We start from the raw sequence: 22,190 nt of genomic DNA, 5'->3' as shown, positions 1-22,190 counted from the left end.
AGTGCAGCAGCACTTTTACGTACTGGCTACTTGAGTCCATATTACGCAGTTAGGAGTATAATCATGAAAAAATGGAAACGCAGCATTATAAATATATATTATATCCCTGCATTATTGCTGTTTGGAATTTTTGTTATCTATCCGATCTTGAAAGGAGTTCAGATTTCTTTCACTAACTGGGATGGATTTTCACAGAATTCTAAAAACATCGGGGTGGCAAACTATATTACTTTATTAAAAGATCCTCATATCAGGTCTACGCTGATCAACAGTTTAATTTATGGATTTGGCAGTACATTACTGCAGAATATCATCGGACTTGGATATGCGGTTTTTTTAAACCGGAACTTTAAAGGGAAGAATCTGGCGAGGGCAATTATCTATGTACCTGCAATGGTAGCGCCATTAATTATGGGATATATGTATTATTTCATTCTTCAATATGATGGAGGTGCTTTAAACGACCTTGTGATGCTTTTGGGTATGGAAGCAAAGGACTGGCTTGCCAATGGTAAGACAGCAGTAGGCTGGATAACATTTATCAACTCCATTCAGTTTGTAGGCGTTGCTATGATTATTTATCTGGCCGGTCTTCAGGGAATATCCACATCCTATTATGAGGCAGCAAAGCTGGATGGTGCAAGCTTCTGGCAGAGGTTTTGCTATATTACCCTTCCGCTGCTTACGCCGGCGATTACCAGTGCCGTTATGTTAAACCTGATTGGTGGATTGAAGCTGTTTGATATTATTCAGGCTTTAACCGCCGGAGGACCGGGATTTGCCAGCCATTCACTGGCAACTTTAGTATCTTACACTTATTTCAGAGGTCAAAATGCCGGATATTCTTCTACGATTGGTATCTTCTCTTTTGTTTTGATTATGTTGATCAGCATCTTGTTTATGAAATATTTTAACCGGAAGGAAGTGGATATGTGATGAAGGAAAAAAAGATTAAGAGTAAATTTCGGATTAGTTCCATTGTCGCTATCCTCATCTGTGCCTTTCATTTGATACCATTTTATATCATGATTGGGGTAGCAATGAAAAGTCCTTTTGACACCAGTTCCAGATGGATGCTGCCCGGATATCTGTATCTGGATAATTTTAAAGAAGCAATACGATACGGTAAGATTTTGGGTAGTATCTTATCTAATATCATTATTACAGGAGGATCAATTATCGGGATTACAATTATTGGGGCGTTGGCAGCCTACCCGCTTGCCAGGAACCAGACCAGACTGAATAAGGGAATGCGTACCTTTATGCTGGGAATGATGATGGTGCCGGCATTGAGCCTGTTGGTTCCGCTGTACAGCCTTATGGGGAAAATAGGAGGTATCAGTACCTATTGGGGGATAATCCTGATCCTGATTACATTTTCCCTGCCAACCAGTATCTTTCTATATACTAATTTTGTGATTTCAATACCAACTGCTTTAGACGAGGCAGCGGCAATTGACGGCTGCCCGCGTTTGAAGATATTCTTTTTAATTATTTTACCCCAGCTTAAGCCGGTGACTGCATCAGTTGTGATTATGACGGGAGTCAGCTGTTGGAACGATTATATGTTTAGCCTGTATTTCCTGCAATCACCTCAGTTAAAGACAGTGACCTTATCAGTTGCCAGCTTTTTCACCCAGACTCAGAGTAATATGGGAGCAGCGGCGGCCGGCGCATTGTTGGGTATTATACCAATCGTCACTTTATATTTATGTCTGCAGAAATACTTTATCAAAGGTATGGTGGACAGTGCAATTAAATAGGATGGGAGAATTCTATGGAGAGAAAAAGTTTACGCAGGATAATGGCATTTACGCTGGCATTTGCGGTTGCTTTCAGTAATTTACAAATTCCTGTTAATGCGCAGGAAACGGAACTGGCCACAGAGGAAAATATTTTGGAAAGTGAAGTTGAGAATAATAAAACAGAGATTCCGGATTCAGAGGATACAAAAGAACATTTAGCAGACCTGGCGGCGGAAGAAGATCCCTATATTTTCCTCACGGATCTAGACTGGGTAAGTGCGGTTTCCGGATGGAAGACAGTACAAAAAGATAAAGATGTAAATGGTGGAACGTTGAACTTTAATGACGGGACGGTTTACGGGCGCGGTCTTGGCACGCATGCAGCTTCTGAGGTGGTCTATAACCTGGATGGGCAATACAGTCGTTTTACAGGTATAGCAGGCATTGATAAGGATAAGGTGGCAAATAAAAATACAGCGCCTTGCCAGTTCAGGATTCTCGGTGACGGGGCTTTACTCTGGGAAAGTAAGGTAATGGGGATTGCGGCAAATAACTTTGTTCCGGAAGCCTATGAGATAAATGTAATTGGTGTTAAGGAGTTAAAATTAGAAACAGTTTTGTTAGAAGAGAGTAATACCAGCTGTTGGACGGACTGGGCGGATTCGAAACTATATGCCAAAATAGACGAAACATTATTTCTTACGGAGCTGAAAGTAGGAGATAGCACCATTGATGGGTTTGATCCTGCTGTTTTCCGTTATGTGCAGGAAGTAGCAGCAGAAGATCTGGAACATCTGGAAGATTTAATTCCTCCGGAAGTATCCGCTCTGGCTTGCGAAGGGACACAGATTGAAATAACCCAGGCAGAGCATGTTCCCGGATTGGCGGAGATAAAAGTATCGAATGACAGCGGATTCCTTACTTATCAGGTTTATTTTGTGATACAGGATGTGGATTTCCTAAGTGATCTGGATTATGCCGGGAATACCGGAAATAAAATAAGCCGGGACACGGATGCAGCAGGTAATGAAATACAAATGCTTGGCAGCATATACCGCAAAGGAATCGGAATGAAAGGGGACTCCGCAGTAACCTATAATCTGGATGGACAATATGTAAAATTCCGTACCAGCTATGGCTTAATTGATGCTTTGATGAGTGATCCATATATCAAAGGTACTTTTGTGATAAAGTGTGACGGTGTTGTCAGACATACAATGTCCATTAACCTGGATGATCAGGGCTGGCATGATGTGATAACAGAAATCAATGTAGAGAAGGTTCGGACACTGGAACTTAGCATGACAGGGGAAGAAGGCCAGGAAGGTAATGTATTTGGAGCCTGGGGAGATGCAATGGCTTTGCGCGGAGAACCCAGCGGAACACTGCTTGCAGGTATTACAGTAGACGGTAAGGAGTTAGACGGCTTTACAGATAATATCATGAATTATGAGGTGGCCCTTAATGCAGGAACATCGAAAGTACCGGTTGTGGCAGCAACTGCCCAGGATAGTGAAGCGAAAGTTGAAGTAACGGATGCGAAAAAAATTCCTGGTACAACCGTTATAACAGTCACAAAAGGAGAGAATACAACCGAATATAAGATTGCATTTAAACTCCGGGATGAAGGGCTGGAAAGTATTGATGTATCTATTGATCACTCCAATATTAACCCGGTAAAAAACCGCGGCCAGGTTGGAAAGATATCGGTAAAAGCAAATATGGGTACCGGCGAAGTATTTACGGAACAGGATCCTCAGATCGAGGTGGCATATGAAATTATGACGCTTCGTTCCAGCGGAGGTGTGGAAATTGCAGCCATTGATGAAAACGGTGTTGTAACACCGCTGAAAAATGAAAATTATGTTAAGGAAGGAATGGAAGAAGCGTGGAATGGCGGTACCGGTAAAGTTACGGTATCTGTAAAAGCCGGGGAACGAATTTTGACAAAGGATGTAAACTTTGCAGTTACACCGTTTTGGATTGATTACAGTAAAACATTGGTTATGAAAATGGATTTACATATGATGGCACGAAACAATGCGGTAAATATGAATTTCGGTCAGGCTTTGGATGTGATAAAAGAATATGATAACATGACCAGAGGGATTCCCAAAGTCGTATACCTGGTTGGCTGGCAGTCAGATGGCCATGACACCGGATATCCATCCTGGGATGAGGTGGATGAATATCTGAAGATACCGGGAATGACCGCAAAGGAAAGCCTTGCCTATTTTATGCAGGAGGCGAAAAAATATAATACTACAGTTAGTTTCCATCTGAATATGAGCACCACTTATACTGACAGCCCCCTCTATGATGAGTATTATGCAAAAGATATTCTGGGCCGCAGAAAAGATGGCGGTCAGACAGTATACGGGGAAGGCGGCGTTATTTCTTATACCCGTGACTGGGAGCTTGGAACCATGCAGCGCAGAATGGAGCGCCTGATTGAGACATATCCCACGCTGGCAGAAGGGCATACCATACATTCAGATGCTTTTCATATTGTAGTACCCCAGTCTACCACAGGATTCGGTGTGGCTGAACCAATGAGCCAGTATGCCCAGGATAAGTATGGATACAGCCGTTCCACCGATATTGAAAGTATGCGTAAAATGTTCCAGTACTGGAGGACTCTGGGATTAGACCTTACATCAGAATTTGTAGACAGCTATCGCCCCAGCGATGTGTCAGGCAATGAAGCTTTTATCGGACTCCAGGCGATGGCATGGCATTTCCGAAAAGCAGATACCGACTGGAATATGTCCATACCTGCATCGCTGTATACCGGAGGCGACGGCGGATCAGAGCTATTCGGTACATCCCATACACCGGAAGGCAATCTCCAACCGGGAAAAAGTGCAGATGGATGGCTTGCCGATTTTGCCACTACTACACTGCCCTGGCAGTATTTGAACAGCTTTGACCGTATATCGGCATCGGCAACGAGGGTACAGTTTTCGGATGGAGTAACGTCTGAGAACACAGCAAAAGGAATCGTAATTAAAGAAGATAATAAGGTACTTTCAGAGGGAACAGACTATTTTATACCTGCACTTTGGAATTGTGACTATCCGGAAGTGATCGCGTACAGTAAAAACGGATATACAGACAGAACCTGGGAATTTCCAAAGGCATGGAAAGAGGTTTCCCATGCTGATGTGTATCAGATAACAAAAGAGGGCTTGACCCAGGCAGCACTTAAAAATGTAGATATTTCATCAGGCAGCATTACATTGTCATTAGGAGCAGGAAAAGGTTATTCAGTAGTACCTGCAGGCACAGATGTTTCCAGAACATATAAAACGGCAGAAGAGCTGCTCATCGAAGAAAACAGGCTTACTTTACAAGCAGGAGACCGGAAAAAACTTCATGCTCAGATTCTCCCATATGATGCCACAGATAAAGGAATCCGCTGGGAAAGCAGTAACCCTCAGGTGGCTGAAGTCTCTAACAGTGCAATTGTGACTGGAAAAACAGAAGGGAATGCATTGATTACAGGTACAACAGTAGATGGAAATATCCAGGCAGTATGTAATGTGCACGTTGAAGGAAGTCTGAAAAAGATTGAGAGGGTTACAGCAGACAAAGAGAGCGGTAGTTACGATGGACCTATAGAAGTGTCATTACATACGGATTCAAGTGATGCGGATATTTTTTATACTATTGATGGCAGTACTCCCTGTGAAACTTCTTTGTATTACAGTGAAAACAGTACGAATCCGGCGCCGATACTTGTATCAGACAGCAAGGTTATAAAGGCAGTTGCTATGAAAGACGGCATGATTACCAGTGATGTTATTACATTGGACTATCAGATTAAGAATGCCGGAATCAGCCCGGTACGTGCAATTTCCCAGCCCGATCACTATACTTCTACCCAGGCAGTTTATCTGACTACGGATACGCTGGATGCAGAAATATATTTTACAATTGATGGAACTGAACCTTCCAGGGAATCAAAGACTTCCATACATTATAACACCTCGTCTCCATTAACCCTGAACAGCGATATAACGGTGAAAGCAATAGCCTGTAAAGGGAACGCAGCCAGTGAGGTACGTACTTTTACCTATCGGTTTACAGATCAGACAAAGCGGGTATTGACACCATACGTGGAAGTAAACGGAGCAGCAGGCATGGGTGGAATTTATCAGGAACCGGTTACGATTGAACTAAAAACCAGGACACCAAATGCAGTCATTTATTATACTACAGATGGCAGCAATCCGGGTACCGGATCTAAAAAATATAATGGAGCTCTTACTTTGAACAAAAGTACAAACCTGAAAGTGATGGCGGCGGCAGACGGACTTACGGCTTCCAATTATGGGTGGTTTAACTTCATCATCGGGGATTCAGTAGAAAACCGGACGGCGCCCGCTACGGCAAGTGTTGAACCTGGAATCTATAAGGATTCGTTTGAAGTGAAGTTAGCAACAGAGACTCCGGGTGCAGTAGTAAAATATACGATAAGCGGCAGAACACCCAGACTTTATACTGCCTGTTACAGGGAAGATATCCCTCTGCTTATTACAGAAAATACAAAGGTAACGGCTATCTCTTATAAAGATGGCATGATAGATGGCCCTGTAAGAGTTTTTGAGTATGCTATTGGGGAAGAGGGAGCAGAGGTAGAAAAACAGGTACAGGCTCCTGATTCATCCCTAAAAGATGGTACATATAAAGGAGTGCAGGAAGCAACGCTGTCTACTTCTACCATGGGTGCAGACATTTATTATACCATAGATGGAACCCTGCCAACAAAAGAATCTCTGCAGTATAAAGCACCGGTTAAAATAGAAAAATCCATGTCCTTAAAAGCAATTGCAGTAAAGGAAGGATATAAAGACAGTACCATATCAGTATTTTCCTATGTAATAGAAGAACCACAGGACGAAGGGGACAGTTTTTACCTTAGTGACATGGACTGGAAATGGGCATATGCCGGAACCCGTTCTGATAATACCCCAATGTTTGGCGATGAAGATAAGATGCAGGGCAAGTACAGTATTCCCAAGAAAGACCGGAGGTATAGTGAAAGTGCATCCTGGTCGCCAACAACAGTGATGCATTTGAGCTACAGTGCCCAGAAAGGTATTTATGATTGGAATACGATTGCTGCCAGTGAGGATACAAAAGCAGCTGATAAAGGAATTGGTACGGCGGCATGTTCGGAAATTGTGTATGAACTTCCGGATAATAGTGAAATATTCTATTCTACGATTGGATTTGATGCCAGCGTATTAACAAATAAAAACCGTCCGTCTTCGGTACAGTTTAAAGTTCTGGGCAGCAAAACCACAGATAAGTCAGAAAACTATGAAGAACTGTATGTCAGCAGCATTGCCTATACCGCGGATAAGGGCGGCAGCGCCAGACCTTATTTTGTACCTCAGGATATTGAAGTGAATATCAGTGGATATAAATACATGAAATTATGGGTATCCGATGCATCAGAGACAGGCAGCGGAGGAACAAATCCTACAAATGAAAGTGATGCTGTTAACTGGGTTAATGCCCGTATTCAGTATAGAAAAGATATTGCTGATAAAACCACTCTAAAAGAAGCGCTGGAAGAAGCCGCAAGAGTGGAAAAAGAATATTCTGTAGACAATACAACTGCCAGCAGTTGGAAAGCGTATGAAAAAGCGCTGGAAGCGGCAAGAGCAGTAAAGCGTGATCCAAATGCAGAGCAGGAGACTGTGGACACAGCGGCAGAGGAGCTTTTGGCTGCAATAGCGGGCATAGTAAAAAGAGCAGAATTGACAAAGGTATATGATCTTCGGGCTTTGGCAGAACTTTGCAAAAAGATGGAGGTACAGTATCCGTCAGATATTTACCAGCCAATGAAAATATTGTTAGGGCAGATACAGGAATTACTGCAGGAAGATGAGAGGGAAATTGGAGAAACAGTACTGGAAGAAGCCTGTGCATTATTAGAATCCGCACAAAAAGAGCTGTTACAGTATAAGCCTGTGAATACAGAAGTTTTAGAAGAGATGCTCCAGGCGGCAAAAGCTCTGGATTCGTCTAAATATACGAAAGAGTCGTATAAAAAGGTGATGGATGCACTATCCAAAGCTGAAAAGGCAGATATGTCAGATCAAAAGGCAATTGACCAGGCAGTGACAGTTTTGATGGATGCTATTTGCGCTCTGGAAGAAAAGGAAACGGAGATTAAAAAGGAATATGCAGATCTTACTGTGCTAAATGCGGTAATTAGGCAGGCAGCGACGATAAACCGAAGCCAGTATACGGCATTATCACTGAAATCCATGGACAGTACTGTAGAAATAGCAAAATCACTTTCAGCAGCAAAACCGGTAAAAGAATTGCAGTCCCTGGTGGACACTGCAATAAAAGCGGTGAAAGAATCCATACTTAGCCTGGTGAAAAAACCGGTTGTACCAGTGAAGAACTCTAAACATACAGTTGGTAATTTGGTATACGGTGTTACGAAATCCGCAGCAAAGAATGGCACCGTCACTGTACTGAAACCAACAAAAAAGACACTGACTACAATTAAGATACCGGATACAGTCAAAATAAATGGATTCACTTTTAAAGTAACGGCAGTAGGCAGCAAAGCATTCAAAGGAAATGCAAAATTAAAGAAAGTTACAATTGGAAAATATGTAGGGACTATTGGAAGCAGTGCATTTTATAAATGTACAAAACTTTCGGGGGTTACTATTGGCAGTGGCCTAAAGGTAATCGGGAAGAAAGCATTTTATGGTGATAAAGCATTAAAATCTATAGTTGTCAAATCATCAATTCTTAGAAAAGCAGACAGCCAGTGCCTGAAAGGAATCCGCAAAAATGCGGTGATAGATGTGCCGGGTAAAAAGGTGAGTGCTTATAAAAAGCTTTTCGCAGGTAAGGGGCAGCCCGGTACTGTAAGAATTAAATAGATGCCTTCATTGTAGCCAGCTGTGAGAGAGCAATTTGAAACACCCTCTGAACCATATATAAATGCAGCAATGATTCTGAGGGTGTTTATTTAAGGAGAAAAATATGGGAGAAAGAAAAAGAAAACATGCAGTATTGGCCGGGGTTATGGCTTCGGTATTATTTTTAACAGCGATTCCTATGCCAGCTTTGGCAGAGGAGGGCGAAAATATTCCATCTCAAAATGAAGTGTTTTTAAGCGACCTGGATTGGGAATGGGCATATGCGGGCACACGTACAGATACGACGCCCATGTATGGCGATCAGGATAAGGTACCGGCGAATGCTAAAAAGCCAAAAAAGGATTACAGATTTGACGGAAATAATGTGGGAATGTATATCTCCTATGATGTAAATGCCAGGATTTATGACTATAATACTCTTATTTCGCTGGATACTACTGCAAAGGTGGATAAGGGTATAGGTACTGCGGCGGCTTCTGAGATTGTATATGCCCTGAACGGAGAATATAAAGAGTTTAAGGTAACTCCGGCGTTTGAGGTATATGCCCTGACAAATAAAAACAGGCCATCTTCCGTAGAGTTCAAATTGCTGGGAAGCAAAACTACAGATGATTCCAGCCAGTATGAAGAACTTTGGGGCAGCGGCATCGTATATTCTTCCGATAAGGGAGAAGAAAGACCTTATTATGTTCCACGGGAAGTACAGGTATCCGTACAGGATTACCAGTATTTAAAATTATGGGTTTCGGATGCCGGAGAAACCGGAATGGGCGGAACAAATCCAACAAATCAGAGCGACGCCGTAAACTGGGCATTTGCGCGGCTTACAAAATCAGACGGAACAGAGGATCCGGAAAATAATGCTGTATATTTAAGTGATCTTGGTAATTCTGCATTTACGGGAAATGCCACATCACAGGATACTAATTTTAATGGTAACGCAATCACAGTGGGAGGACAGGTTTATAAAAAAGGCCTTGGCATGAAATCAGATGCGTCCGTAACCTATGATCTGGGCGGCGTCTATGAGTATTTTCGGGCAGATATTGGTTTTGATGATGTTTCTGCACCGGCTGAGACTGTCTTTACAGTCTATGGATACAATGAATCAGGTGGAAAAGATACCATTACCGAAGGTGTCTTAAATGAAGAAAACCGAAACCAGATTATAGGAGGACCAGTGAGCGGGATTGTATCCCTGGAACTTTGTATTACGAGTAGTTCACAGGGAGAAGTACTGGTAAACTGGGGAGATGCAAGGCTGGACAGGATACAGTCGGAAACGGCAGTGGAAGCGAATGAAATAACCCTGGATGGAAAAACCCTGGATGGATTCCTTCCTTCCAATACGCAGTACGAGGTAAAACTGGACAGGGATGCCCCTATTCCGGTTGTTGATGCAAAGGCGGCAGAAGGTTTATCCGTAGAAATCCAACAGGCAGATTCTATACCGGGAAATGCAGTAATAAAAGTCACGGATGGTACAAGGGAAAAAATTTATACCATTTCATTTTCCCGCCAAACCGAAGAATTGCTCAGTAAGATTGAAGTTCTGGCAGACAAAAAAGAGTTAAATCCATTAAAAAGTCCGGATGAAACAGCAAAGCTTAGCCTGAGGGTATATGATCAAAAAGGAGAACTCACAGCATTGCCGGAAGGCTCAACAGTAACATATAAAGTCCAAAGCTTATATAAAAGCGGTGATGTGACTGTGGCAAGCGTAAGTGAGGATGGCACAGTCACACCTTTAAACGGAGGGATTGCTGAAGTAACGGCACAGGTTCAGGCAGGAGAGCAGATATTAAAAAGTAAAGTAAATATTACAGTACGGCCATTTTACCGGGACTACCATCAATCGATGGTTATGAAGATGTTTCTCGGACAGAACGGAAGTATTAAAGTAAATTTGGATGAAGCGCTTGGTATCATCAAAAATATAGATAACATGACAAGAGACATTCCTAAAATCATCTATCTGGTGGGGTGGCAGTATGAGGGGCATGATTCAGGATATCCTTCTTTTGCAAAAGTGAATGAAAAACTCAAACGGGAAGAGGATGAAAGTGCAAGGGACAGCCTGATCTGGCTTATGGAGGAAGCAAAAAAGTATAATACAACGGTGAGCCTTCATATTAACATGCTGGATGCATCAGAACAAAGCCCTCTCTGGGATGAATATCTGGAAAAGGACGTGATTGCAAGAAATGCGGATGGAACCTTAAAGTCTTATGTATGGGGATATCCTATTAGTTATACTGCTGAATGGAATGCGGGACTTACCCAGAGGAGAATTGATGAATTATTCGATCTTCTGCCGCCATTAAAAGAAGCAGGAACAATACATATTGATGCATTTCATACCATTATTCCTGGATACACCAATGAAGCGATCAGCCCTTATCATGAGGCTAAATATGGTTATACAACGACTGTAGAGGAAGAGACGCAGAGAAAAATATTTGCTTACTGGAAAGAAAAAGGTGTAGATGTAACCAGTGAATTCGTCAGCAGTTACCGTAAAGACAAATTTATTGGGCTTCAGCCAATGGCATGGCACTTTTCTACACTCAGTAATGCAGAATATCTGCAAATACCTCCATCGCTGTATTGCGGCGGGGACCGCGGACTGGCGGTATTTGGAGAAAACATGGCTGCAGAGGGAATTATTAAGGCTGACAAAATAACATTAAAAGGATTTATGGAAGACTTTGCATTAAAAACAGTACCGTTCTATTTCCTGAACAGGCTGGAACGTTTCAATTACGATTCTAAAAGCAAGACAGCAACACTTTCCAATGAGGTAACCAGCTGGCAGGAGACGGATAATTCTCTGCATATTACCCAGAAGGATGCCGTACTCAGGGATAATACAGATATTTTCATGCCGGCTCTTTGGAATGAAGAACGCTATCCAGAGTTGTTTGCCTACAGTAAGACAGGATATACGGACAGGGCCTGGAAACTTCCCCAGGGATATGAAGATATTCAGGCAGTGGATATATACAGAATAAACCTAAGCGATGTACAGCAAATATATATGAATGTACCTGTTGTGGACGGAAGCCTCACATTAACATTGTCAGCGGATGAAGCCGTATCAATTGTTCCGGCGGGAACCGATCTGGAAGCAACCGGGGAAGAGAAATTTGAGTATCTGTCGGATTTGACGCCTGCATCGGTCAAGGTAGGATATGGTTCGCTTGGTATTGATAAAACCGTGAATAATTCCGGAACGTTGAAATTGGACGGTGTGGAATACAGCAAAGGACTGGGGGCACATGCGCCGGCAGAGCTAATGTATGAACTGGATGGAAAATACGATTTCTTTCATGCAATAGTGGGAATAGACGATTTAAGAGTTACCAATACCAACCTTGGAAGAGTACAGTTCCAGGTATTTCTAAATGATAACACGGTTCCTGCATTTGAAAGCGCAGTAATGGGAACGAATGCGAAACCGGAAGAGATTAATTTAGCACTAGGAAATACAGTACAAAAGCTTAGAATAGTTGTTTTGACCCCAGATGGTAAAAATACCAATGATTGGACGGATATAGCGGATGCCAGACTTACGCTTAACGATCAGGGATTAAATTATGCGAAATGCAATGTAACCGGATTTTCCCTGAAAGAGCAGGTGAATCATACAGTGTTGGATAATGAGCAGCAAACTATATCCATAAAGGTACCTTATGGAACAGATCTGTCAGCGCTTACCGTCAAAGAGGCAGATTATACTCCCAGAACGCAGGGAAGCATCCATGCAGGGGACATCATTGATGCTCATGAGCCTGTTGTCATTACAGTGAGTAATCTGGCGGGAGAAACAAAGGAGTGGACCTTGTTTGTGACTGAAAAAGAGCAAAAGGCAATACTGAAGTCTGATAACAAGATTCTGGAAGATAATTTTTATTGGGCAAGCCATAAAGTTGACCAGTTTGTAATGACAGGACAAAGCGGCCTTGTAAATAAAGCAGCAGACAGGCCAGGCAGCGGACCAGTGGAATATGCTCCATCTTATTGGGCTGGCTATTATGACAGAACAGCTTACTATGGAAGAGACTTTTGCCATCAGGCTACCGGAGGACAACTGGCAGGCCTTAGAAATGAAAACTTTAATATGTTTAAAACCTTTGCCCAGGGTTCTACCGAGGCAAGAAAATATTATACCTTGTGGGCATTTAATTTTGACGGAAGCCCTTATACCATTGATTATCGATCAGACACAAACTTTGTAAGAGAGGTTCCGGCACAGTTTGAACTGGTGGAGAAAGCGTATGAACAGTATTTGTGGACCGGCGACGATCGATATGTGAATGATGAAGATATGTTCCGGTTTTACACAAATGTTATGACAAAATATATTGAACTGCATGATGACCAGGTTCCTAACGGTGTTGCAGAGGGGTATGGGAGTATCTGGAGCGGATCCTGTACTTATAATGAAAGAGGTGAGCATCCAGTCGAAGCTGGAGATGCTATTGGCGCCCAGTATCAGGCAACTCTGGCTTATGCAGGAATCCTGGATGCAAGGGGAGAGATAACTGAAGCAGCGGCATGGTATGAAAAGGCTCAGAAACTAAAAGATTATTTTAACAAAGAATGGAGTGTGAATCCCAACGATCCAAATGGAAATTATGCCAGAGTCATCACCCAGGAAGGAACAAAACTTTATGATTTTGGTAAAGAAAATAGCTGGTTTATGCCTATGAAGCTGATAACGGAGCCAGGGGAAAGAAATGATGCTTATCTGGACTTCATATCAAAGAAACTGGGAAATGGAATCGGAGATAAAAATGCTCCGGATGCACCAAAGAATATTGAAGCTTATACCTATATACCTGAAACCTATTTTCCATATAACCGCAATGAAGAGGCATGGAAATGGATGAAATACATAGCGGGTATAAAGGATAATCCTCATGAACGCCCCGTACAGGGAACTAACGGTGATTATCCGGAGATATCATTTACTTTTGTATCTCAGACAATAGAAGGAATCATGGGGATTGAACCGGATGCAGGCAAGCATGAAGTTGTTACCGCATCTCATCTCACAGAAGATATGAATTATGTAGATGTTACAGATATTCGTATGGGGAACCACTTGCTGGACGTAAGGCATGATGGGCATACAAAAACAACTTTAACAAATCATGGAGACGCAACTTTAAGCTGGGAAGCCAGATTTTATGGTGATTATCCTTATATAAACTATAAAGGTACAAAAACAGACGCTAAACAGAAAAAAATAAACGGAGTTACGGTTAGTTATGCAGTAATAGATATTTTACCAGATGAGACCGTAATTGCAGAAGCAGGGAAGATCCCTGTTGATAAGACCCTTTTAAAAGACGCAATACAGGCGTCAGAAAATGCATTAATAGAATATCAGCAGGAAAATACAACGAAAAGCAGCTGGGAAATATTCTATACGGCATTGGAAAAGGCTGCAAAATTAAACGAAAGTCCGGACGCAGTGCAGGAAGATGTAGACAGAGCGGCAGAAGAACTTCAGAATTCCGTGAAAGGTCTGACAAAACGGGCAGAGATTTCAAAAGTATCAGAATTAAAAGTGTTGGCTGAACTCTGTAGAAAGATGGAAGCGCAGTATCCAAAGGAGATTTATGCACCTGTAAAACAGATTCTTAATGATATAATGGTATTATTGGAAAAAGAAGCTGCTGACGCAGGAGAAACAGAAGTAAAAGAAGCATATACAGCGCTTGAAAGAGCTCAGCAAAAACTGCTGTATTATCAGCCGGTAAATACAGAAGTACTTGTAGAAACGATAAAGGCGGCGAAATCATTGGATAAATCCAGGTATACTGAAGAATCCTTTGATAGAGTGGTGAAAGCCCTTGCAGCAGCAGAGCAGGCAGATAAGACAGACCAAAAAGCAATCAATGAGGTAATTAAAAATCTTCTGGATGCTATCTGCGGCCTGAAAGTAGTACAGAAGGAAGTTAAGCCTGAATATGCAGATGTATCGAAGCTGCATACTGTACTTGCAGCAGCATCTGGTATAAACCGTACTAAATACACAGAAGACTCTTTAAATATCCTTGATAATACTGTGATGGTAGCAAAAGCCCTTGCGGCGGCTAATCCTGTTAAAGAACTGCAGGCAGCTGTGGATAATGCAGTAAAAGCAGTAAAGGATTCTATGGGAAGTTTAGTTGTAAAACCGGTTATACCAGCCAAAAATTCCACGCATAAAGTGGGAAGCCTAATCTATAAAGTAACTAAATCATCCGCTGGAAATAAAACGGTAGCTCTGGTAAAACCATCCAGGAAAACATTAACGTCCGTAAAAATACCGGATACGATAAAATTAAATGGTTATACATTTAAGGTAACTTCAATCAGTAAAAATGCTTTCAAGGGAAATTCAAAATTAAAAACGGTTTCTGTTGGAAAATATGTTGAAACAATTGGAGATGCAGTATTCTATAAATGTACGAAGCTTACAAAGATCACCATAGGCAGTGGATTAAGAACCCTCGGAAAGAAATCTTTCTATGGTGATAAGTCCTTACAGAAAATAATATTAAAATCATCCAAACTCAAAAAGGCGGGAAGCCAGTGTCTGAAAGGAATTTCTTCAAAAGCGGTTATTGATGTACCGAATAAGAAGGTAAAGGATTATAATAAGATCTTCAAAGGCAAAGGTCAGCCGGGTTCTATTAAATTAAAATAAAAGAAGCGGGGAGGGAAATAGCCAGCCCAATAATAGGAAAGCTGCATTAATAGAAATGAATCAGTCCCCAGTCCTGATGATCAGGAGCTGGGGACATTTTTTAATTATTAACATATTTACGGTAATCATTAGGTGTAATTCCAATCTTATTTTTAAAAATACGCATAAAGTATTTCACATCGTGATACCCAGCCAGATTTGCAATATCAACTATTTTTAGATTTGTTTTTTGTAACATTTCTTTTGCTTTTTCCAGCCGTGTAAAGGTAATATATTCTACCACTGACATTCCTGTCTCTGTTTTAAAATGAGTGCTTAAGTAATTGGCATTGATATTGGCTAAGTCTGCAAGGTCATTTAGAGACAAGTCTAAAGTATAATTTTCATTTATATATTGTGTTACAAAACCAACTATTCGGCTTTGCTTTTTACTGGCAATGATTTCAAAGAGAAAGTTAGTGTAAAGAATTAATTCCCGAAGGGAATCCTGTAGCTCAGAAGAACTATATATATGCTGCAAATCTTGTACGAAATTAAACATGGAAGAAAAGGTGTTATCAATTCCTGATTCTGATTCCAGACAGCGCATCAGGCAATAAGTAAAATATTGAATACTTTTAGTAATAGAAAATATATTAGGATTGTACTTAATTAAACCATCGAACCACACATCAAAGTAGGTAAGAGCAGTCCCGACATTACATGAATGTAATGCATTAATTAGTTTCTGTTCTAATCTTTCGTCTGAAAATATTGTTTCAGTGAAGATGGAACTGGAATATTCACAACATATGACAGAGGAATCGGTCAACTTTTTTTTGGAGGCAATATAAGATTGCCAAAAGCATTTGGATAACCTATTTTCTTCATTAGAAGGATTACTAATTCCAGCGGAGGCAATAATAGAAAATTTTTGTTTTAACAAAAGTATTAAATTGTTTGCAAATTGATAAATATTGTATGTTTCATCACAACTAATCAGAAAACACCATAAGGATTTATTCCTAAAAAATACTAATGTATTTTTAAAATATTCATTACTAAAATATTTTAAGGTATTCCTCATTTCCACAATATAATCACCCTCTTCAGTAAAGGTGCTATCTGACAGTAAATTCTTAAGATCCATATCAATACACAAAAGGCGATAAGAGTGTTTTATATTAGGAAAAAATTCTATAATCTGTTCCTCGATATCCACGTCGCTGTTTAATATTTGATTGATCAATGAATTTACATATTCAATTTTGTGATTTTCAGTTAGGATGTCTTGATTTGACTTTGCATCCAATGAACGCTCTATTTGTTTAAGAGTGGATGCAAATTCGTTTATACTAATAGGCTTAAGTAAATAGTGTGAAATTTTGTTATGCATCGCTCTTTTTGTATACTGAAAATCATCATGACCACTGATAATGATAACCTCAAGAAGAGGTAAGGTTTGTCGGATCTCCTCGATAAGCTGTAAGCCGTCGTTTCCCGGCATTTTAATATCGGTTATTAGTAGATCAACAGGGGAAGTCTTTAATAAGGCTAGGGCCTCTTCAAAACAAGATGCACTCCCTACAATGAACCAGTTAGGATAATTTTTTAATACCAATTTTTCCAATCCATTTCGTATGTGTTCTTCATCATCCACAATTACCATACTGAAATACTTTTTCTTATCGATCATTTTAACGGGACCTCCTCATCTGCTTTTGGAAGTAATATACATACATTAGTACCCTCCTTTGGTACAGATGTAATTTTAATACCATACTGTGAACCGTATTTTAATTTTATAAATTGGTTTGTATTATACAAAGCGATTCCCTGAGTTTTTCCAGTCATAATATTAGCAATTTGAGTGGAATTAATACCACAACCATTATCACCTACGCTGATAATAATAAAGCTGTCTTGCACATAAATAGAAATTAATATGAAGCCACCGGATTGTAATTTTGAAAAACCGTGATTAATTGCATTTTCTACTAAAGGTTGTATGATTAACCGTTCTGTATGTTTATTTAATACATCTGGATCTATCTTGTATTCAACGTTAAACTTATTTCCAAAACGGCATTTCTGTAAAAATACGTAGTTTTTAATCATAGCGATTTCATCCGCATAAGTTACATAAGTATATTTTTTACTTACACTGTAGCGCATGATTTGGGATAGAGCTTGTATCATTTTTTGTATATCCTCTGAACCTGCTTCTATTGCTATCCAATTAATGGTATCTAGAGTATTATAAAGAAAATGAGGTTTTAATTGTGCTTGCATGGTTAATATTTCCTGATTCAATTTTTGTTTATGAAAATTAGTCTTTTGTTTCATTAGAAGATTGATTCGTTTTTCCATGCTAAGAAAACTTCGATATAAAGTACCAATTTCATCATTATGCAAATAATAAGGAGTTTTTTCAATAAACGAGTCAGATTGCAGAGTATTCATACGGACAATTATGTGTTTCAGTGGTTTTGTAATCAGTATATAGAAAAAAAAGATACCGATAATTAATACAGCGAAACACACAATCCATACAATCTTTGAAAATAATTTTAGTGGGGCCATCTTTTCAGAGAGCACCTGGCAGGGTGTTAACATGTAATAAATCCACTGATTATAGTTGGATGGAACCTGTGTGATGTAATACTCGATTCCATTTACCAAATATTTGGAATCCGGGTCAGAATAAGAGGTAATACTTGTTAATTCTGAACTTTTTGATAGTGACCGGGCAATCCAGTCTGAGTTATTTGACCATACAACGGTATCGGCTCCATCGCTGATTAAAAGTTTAATATTATTAGGTGTTGCATTATCAAAACAATCTTCAATAAAGCTCACGTCTATATTTTGGACAAGATAGCCGATCTTTTCAAATTTATGAGCCGTATTTTTGAAGACTCGGACAAGGGAAAAATTTTGTTGTGATAACGAAGAACTTTTATTACCGGCTGATGCTTGTAAAGTAAAGGATGGAACCCATATGCAGCGCCCATTCTTCTCGTCAACAAGATCTTTTATATAAGCTTGTCTTTTGAAAAAATCTTGATACAACGATGAAAATGAATAGGATTTGGTACCGGTGCTACTGATGACCTGACCGTTGTCAAGAAAAATAAATATAGAGTTTGTAAATGGGTTATCCAGAACATATCTTCTCAAAGAGCCTTGAATAGACTGCATTTCAAGATTAGTAAGCGCCGTGGGTATCTTTAAAAAGCAGTTCATAAGGTTCACATTGTCATAAAGTGTTTTCTGCGTTTCATCAATTTGTCCCAGGCGATATTCGATACCACGGGAAATAAATGATAAAACATGAGCGTCACTGTTCATTTGTTCTTGCCTTAAGGTCCTTAGTGAAGTAGTAGAAATGCGATTCGCTACCAAAGCAAGGGGAAAAACCACTAAAATTAAAAAGAAAAGTGCTAACTTAATAGAGATAGAGCAGTAGAAAGATTTAAAATGCTTTTTCAACTGTATTTTCCTCCAATCTTATATATGATTTTGAGTGTTGTTTTCCTTAGTATTCGTTGAAATTATATCATAGAAGTGTTAAGTTTGATAGAGGTATATGAAAAATGTCCACCTATTGTGAGATATTTAGAATATATATATGAAATTTGTAATGATACAATCTAATTATTAGAAAATAATATAACAATAAATTATTAGGAGGATTTTAAATGAAAAGGAAAATGAAAAAAATAACCAGTGTATTGTTAAGTGGAATGATGGTTATGACTGTACTTAGTGCATGTGGAGGAGCTGCCACTTCGGAAGATTCATCTGCTAATACGCCAAAAAGTGGAGAGACATCATCAAAAAGTACTGAAAAATCCACAGAAAAATCTGCAGATCAAGGTACAAAAGAAGAGCCAATTGTATTGGAAGTATGGTCTCATCATTCAGACCCGCAAGCACAGGTATTGCGTGAACTTGGGGAAAAATATTCTGAAGCAACAGGTGAAAATGTTGTTGTTAACTACACAGAAGTAGCATGGGACGATTACATTGGCACAAAACTTACAACTGCTTTTGCAGCAGGAGATGGACCTGACATTTTCACTACTTGCCCACCACAAATTGCAAGATATGTTTCAGCGGGTATTGCAATGCCTTTGGATGATTATTTAACAGAGGATATGCGAAAAGATTTTACCCCTTCCTATATAGAGGGAGTAACATTTGATAATCAGGTATACGCAATTCCAACGCAAGGGGAGCTATTAGCACTGTATTATGATAAAGATGTATTTGAACAGGCAGGACTTAAGCCACCAACAACATGGGAAGAGATGATTGCAGACGCAAAACAATTAACGACACAAACAAGAGCAGGTTTAACTATGCGTGTTGCAGATGATAGTTCTGTTGTTTTTGACTGGCTCCCGCTTTTATGGTCCACCGGGGCTGATGTTATGGATATCTCAGCAAAGAAATCTTTGTTAGATACTCAAGGAGTTGCAGATTCATTACAGGTCTATACTGATTTGATGTCTTCAGGAGCTTTAAATATTAAACCATCTAGAAATGCAGATGAGATTGGTATCTTATGTGATGGAGAAACGGCTATGCAGATTTGTGGGACATGGGCAATTTCCAGTATCGAAGAAGATTATCCGGACAGTAATATTGGAGTCGTTCCTTATCCGGTACAAAAAGCAGGCGACGAAGTATCCAGTGCCGCTGGCGGATGGTCTATGGTTGTAAATGCACAGAGTAAGAAGGCAGAAACGGCAGCAAAACTAATTACATGGGCATTTGCACAAGATACCGAGATACCGGTTGAATGGTGCACAAAAGTTTCTTTTTGCTATCCTACAAGAGATTCCGTATTAAAAGAAGCATCGGATGTGTATAAGAATGGGCTGCGCGCTGTGTTTACAGAAGAGATTTTCGGTCATGAAAAACCGGAACTTCGAGCACCAGCAGAAGTATATAAAATCTTACAGGATATGATTCAACAGTCTATGTATACCAGTGATGGGAAAACAGCAGCAAAAGAGGCACATCAGAAACTACAGGAATTTTTGGATGATTATGATGATTTAATTTAAAAATATTCAACGGCCATATCTATTTTAGAAAAGAGGTTTTATATGCATGCTTCAAAGAAGAAAATAAATTCCTTGTATAAAAAAGAAGAAAAAACCGCATGGCTGATGTTATTGCCGAATACATTAGGTTTAATAATCTTCGTGTTCATACCTATTATTTTTGCCTTTTATATTAGTTTTCATTCCTGGAATGGATTAACGGAAATGAAGTTTTTAGGAATTAAAAATTACCTGAAATTGTTTAGAGATACTTCGTTTTTAAAATCTTTATTAGTTACATTAAAATATGCATTAATGTATGTACCGGCAATATTTTTTCTATCAATTTTATTTGCCACCCTGGTTCATGCTATTACAAATAAAATGCAGCAAGTAGTCAGAACAGTCATTTTTTTTCCGTATTGTGTATCTGCTGTAATATCCGGTCTTTTATGGGGATTTCTTTTTGATCCCCTTAACGGGTATATTAATCAGATTTTGCGTATAGTTGGATTACCAAGTCAGGCTTTTTTAGGAGATCCCAAACAAGCACTTACATGTATTGCAGTTACGAGCGTATGGATTAATGTTGGTTATAATATGATTATTATGTTAGCAGCCATCAAAGACATACCGAAAGATTATTATGAAGCTGCCAGCATTGATGGAGCCAATGCGTTTCAAAAGTTTATAAAAATCACATTACCACAGTTAAAAAATGCCACGTCATTTGTTTTGGTCTTGTCTACAATTAATTCTTTTCAGGTCTTTGACCAGATAAAGATTTTAACCAGCGGGGGTCCAAATAGTTCTACCACGACAACTGTTTATAATATATTCCAACAAGCATTTGAGCAAAATAAGCTGGGATATGCATCAGCACAGGCTTTTATCTTATTTATTGTTTTGATGATTTTATCACTTATACAGTTAAAAGTAATGTCGGCACAAGAAAGTTAGGGTGAATGAAAATGAAACATAAAGTGAAAAAATCACAAATTTTATTTACAACACTTGGCATTATCATAGGTTTATTTTTTATATTTCCTGTTATTGTTATGCTGGTAACTTCAGTAAAGCCGGATACGGAAATATTTAGTGTTAATTTAATTCCAAGTGCTATATCTTTTGATGGTTACCTAAAAATTTTTACAGAGTATCATTTTTTAAAGAATATTGGAAATTCTCTGTTTGTTGCAGTTATCACGACAATGCTGTCTTTATTTATGCAGTCTACTTCTGCATATGCCTTTTCCAGACTGCATTTCAGAGGAAAGAATGTCATGTTTATTCTGGTGCTTAGTACTATGATGATCCCATTTTCAGTTTTAATGATTCCTCTATTTTTGGTTACAAAAAGCCTTCATCTTACCAATTCGTTGTGGGGAATTATTATACCTGTTGCAGCTAATGGGTATGGGGTATATCTATTAAGACAGTTTTTTATAACAATACCAAGAGATTTAGACGAATCTGCATTTATAGATGGCGCCTCTCATTTTCAGATTTTTTATAAGGTTTTACTGCCTTTGTGTAAGCCCATTTTAATGACGCTTGGGACCTCGTATTTTATTTTTAATTGGAATAATTATTTATGGCCGTTAATTGTAACGACCAGTGAGGAACTTAGATTGGTTCAGGTAGCCATTGCAGGATTCAGAGCGGAGAGACAGACTTTATGGAATCTGACTTTTGCGGGGACGGTAGTGGCATCAGTTCCTATTTTCTTATTATTTTCCTATTTTCAAAGTTATATTGTGGATGGAATTAAAACAAGCGGTATGAAAGGGTAGAG

General features: G+C 39.5%; 9 protein-coding genes. 7 read left to right on the top strand and 2 right to left on the bottom strand.

The genetic code is table 11. The annotated features are described in order from the left end of the window. Positions 1 to 63 precede the first annotated feature (63 nt). From CD03_RS0115680 to CD03_RS36150, 4 genes are all read left to right on the top strand, one after another. Positions 64 to 936: a carbohydrate ABC transporter permease gene (locus CD03_RS0115680; RefSeq protein WP_027294466.1), complete on the top strand. Its 873-nt coding sequence runs from the start codon at positions 64 to 66 to the stop codon at positions 934 to 936. Further along, positions 936 to 1,763, top strand: a complete 828-nt coding sequence (locus CD03_RS0115675; protein WP_027294465.1) for a carbohydrate ABC transporter permease — start codon at positions 936 to 938, stop codon at positions 1,761 to 1,763. The genes CD03_RS0115680 and CD03_RS0115675 overlap by 1 nt, the downstream gene beginning before the upstream one ends. Before the next feature lie 14 nt (positions 1,764 to 1,777). After that, complete coding sequence (locus CD03_RS0115670) at positions 1,778 to 8,662, top strand: chitobiase/beta-hexosaminidase C-terminal domain-containing protein (RefSeq protein WP_027294464.1); 6,885 nt, start codon at positions 1,778 to 1,780, stop codon at positions 8,660 to 8,662. A gap of 103 nt (positions 8,663 to 8,765) precedes the next feature. Further along, positions 8,766 to 15,362, top strand: coding sequence for an NPCBM/NEW2 domain-containing protein (locus CD03_RS36150; RefSeq protein ID WP_052377827.1), 6,597 nt, complete (start codon positions 8,766 to 8,768; stop codon positions 15,360 to 15,362). Positions 15,363 to 15,462: 100 nt separating this feature from the next. On the opposite strand, the gene CD03_RS0115660 is transcribed toward CD03_RS36150, so the two are convergent. Together CD03_RS0115660 and CD03_RS0115655 are read right to left on the bottom strand one after the other, a co-directional pair. Further along, the gene (locus CD03_RS0115660; RefSeq protein ID WP_027294463.1) at positions 15,463 to 17,037 is read right to left on the bottom strand and encodes a response regulator transcription factor; all 1,575 of its coding nucleotides are present in this window, start codon (positions 17,035 to 17,037) and stop codon (positions 15,463 to 15,465) included. Continuing rightward, positions 17,034 to 18,833, bottom strand: coding sequence for a cache domain-containing sensor histidine kinase (locus CD03_RS0115655; RefSeq protein WP_027294462.1), 1,800 nt, complete (start codon positions 18,831 to 18,833; stop codon positions 17,034 to 17,036). Before CD03_RS0115655 ends, CD03_RS0115660 begins: the two co-directional genes overlap by 4 nt. Before the next feature lie 209 nt (positions 18,834 to 19,042). On the opposite strand from CD03_RS0115655, the gene CD03_RS0115650 reads away from it, so the two are divergent. The 3 genes from CD03_RS0115650 to CD03_RS0115640 are packed head-to-tail and all read left to right on the top strand — an operon-like array spanning position 19,043 to position 22,188. Next, positions 19,043 to 20,416 carry an ABC transporter substrate-binding protein gene (locus CD03_RS0115650; RefSeq protein ID WP_027294461.1) on the top strand — a complete coding sequence of 458 codons (1,374 nt, stop codon included), beginning with the start codon at positions 19,043 to 19,045 and terminating at the stop codon, positions 20,414 to 20,416. Positions 20,417 to 20,458: 42 nt separating this feature from the next. After that, positions 20,459 to 21,355, top strand: a complete 897-nt coding sequence (locus CD03_RS33665; protein WP_052377826.1) for a carbohydrate ABC transporter permease — start codon at positions 20,459 to 20,461, stop codon at positions 21,353 to 21,355. 11 nt (positions 21,356 to 21,366) lie between these two features. Beyond that, complete coding sequence (locus CD03_RS0115640) at positions 21,367 to 22,188, top strand: carbohydrate ABC transporter permease (RefSeq protein ID WP_052377825.1); 822 nt, start codon at positions 21,367 to 21,369, stop codon at positions 22,186 to 22,188. Positions 22,189 to 22,190: the final 2 nt, after the last annotated feature.

This window comes from Robinsoniella sp. KNHs210 (assembly GCF_000686105.1).
In the GTDB taxonomy this organism is placed as follows: domain Bacteria; phylum Bacillota; class Clostridia; order Lachnospirales; family Lachnospiraceae; genus Robinsoniella; species Robinsoniella peoriensis.
This window is presented reverse-complemented; position numbering and strand designations above follow the sequence as displayed.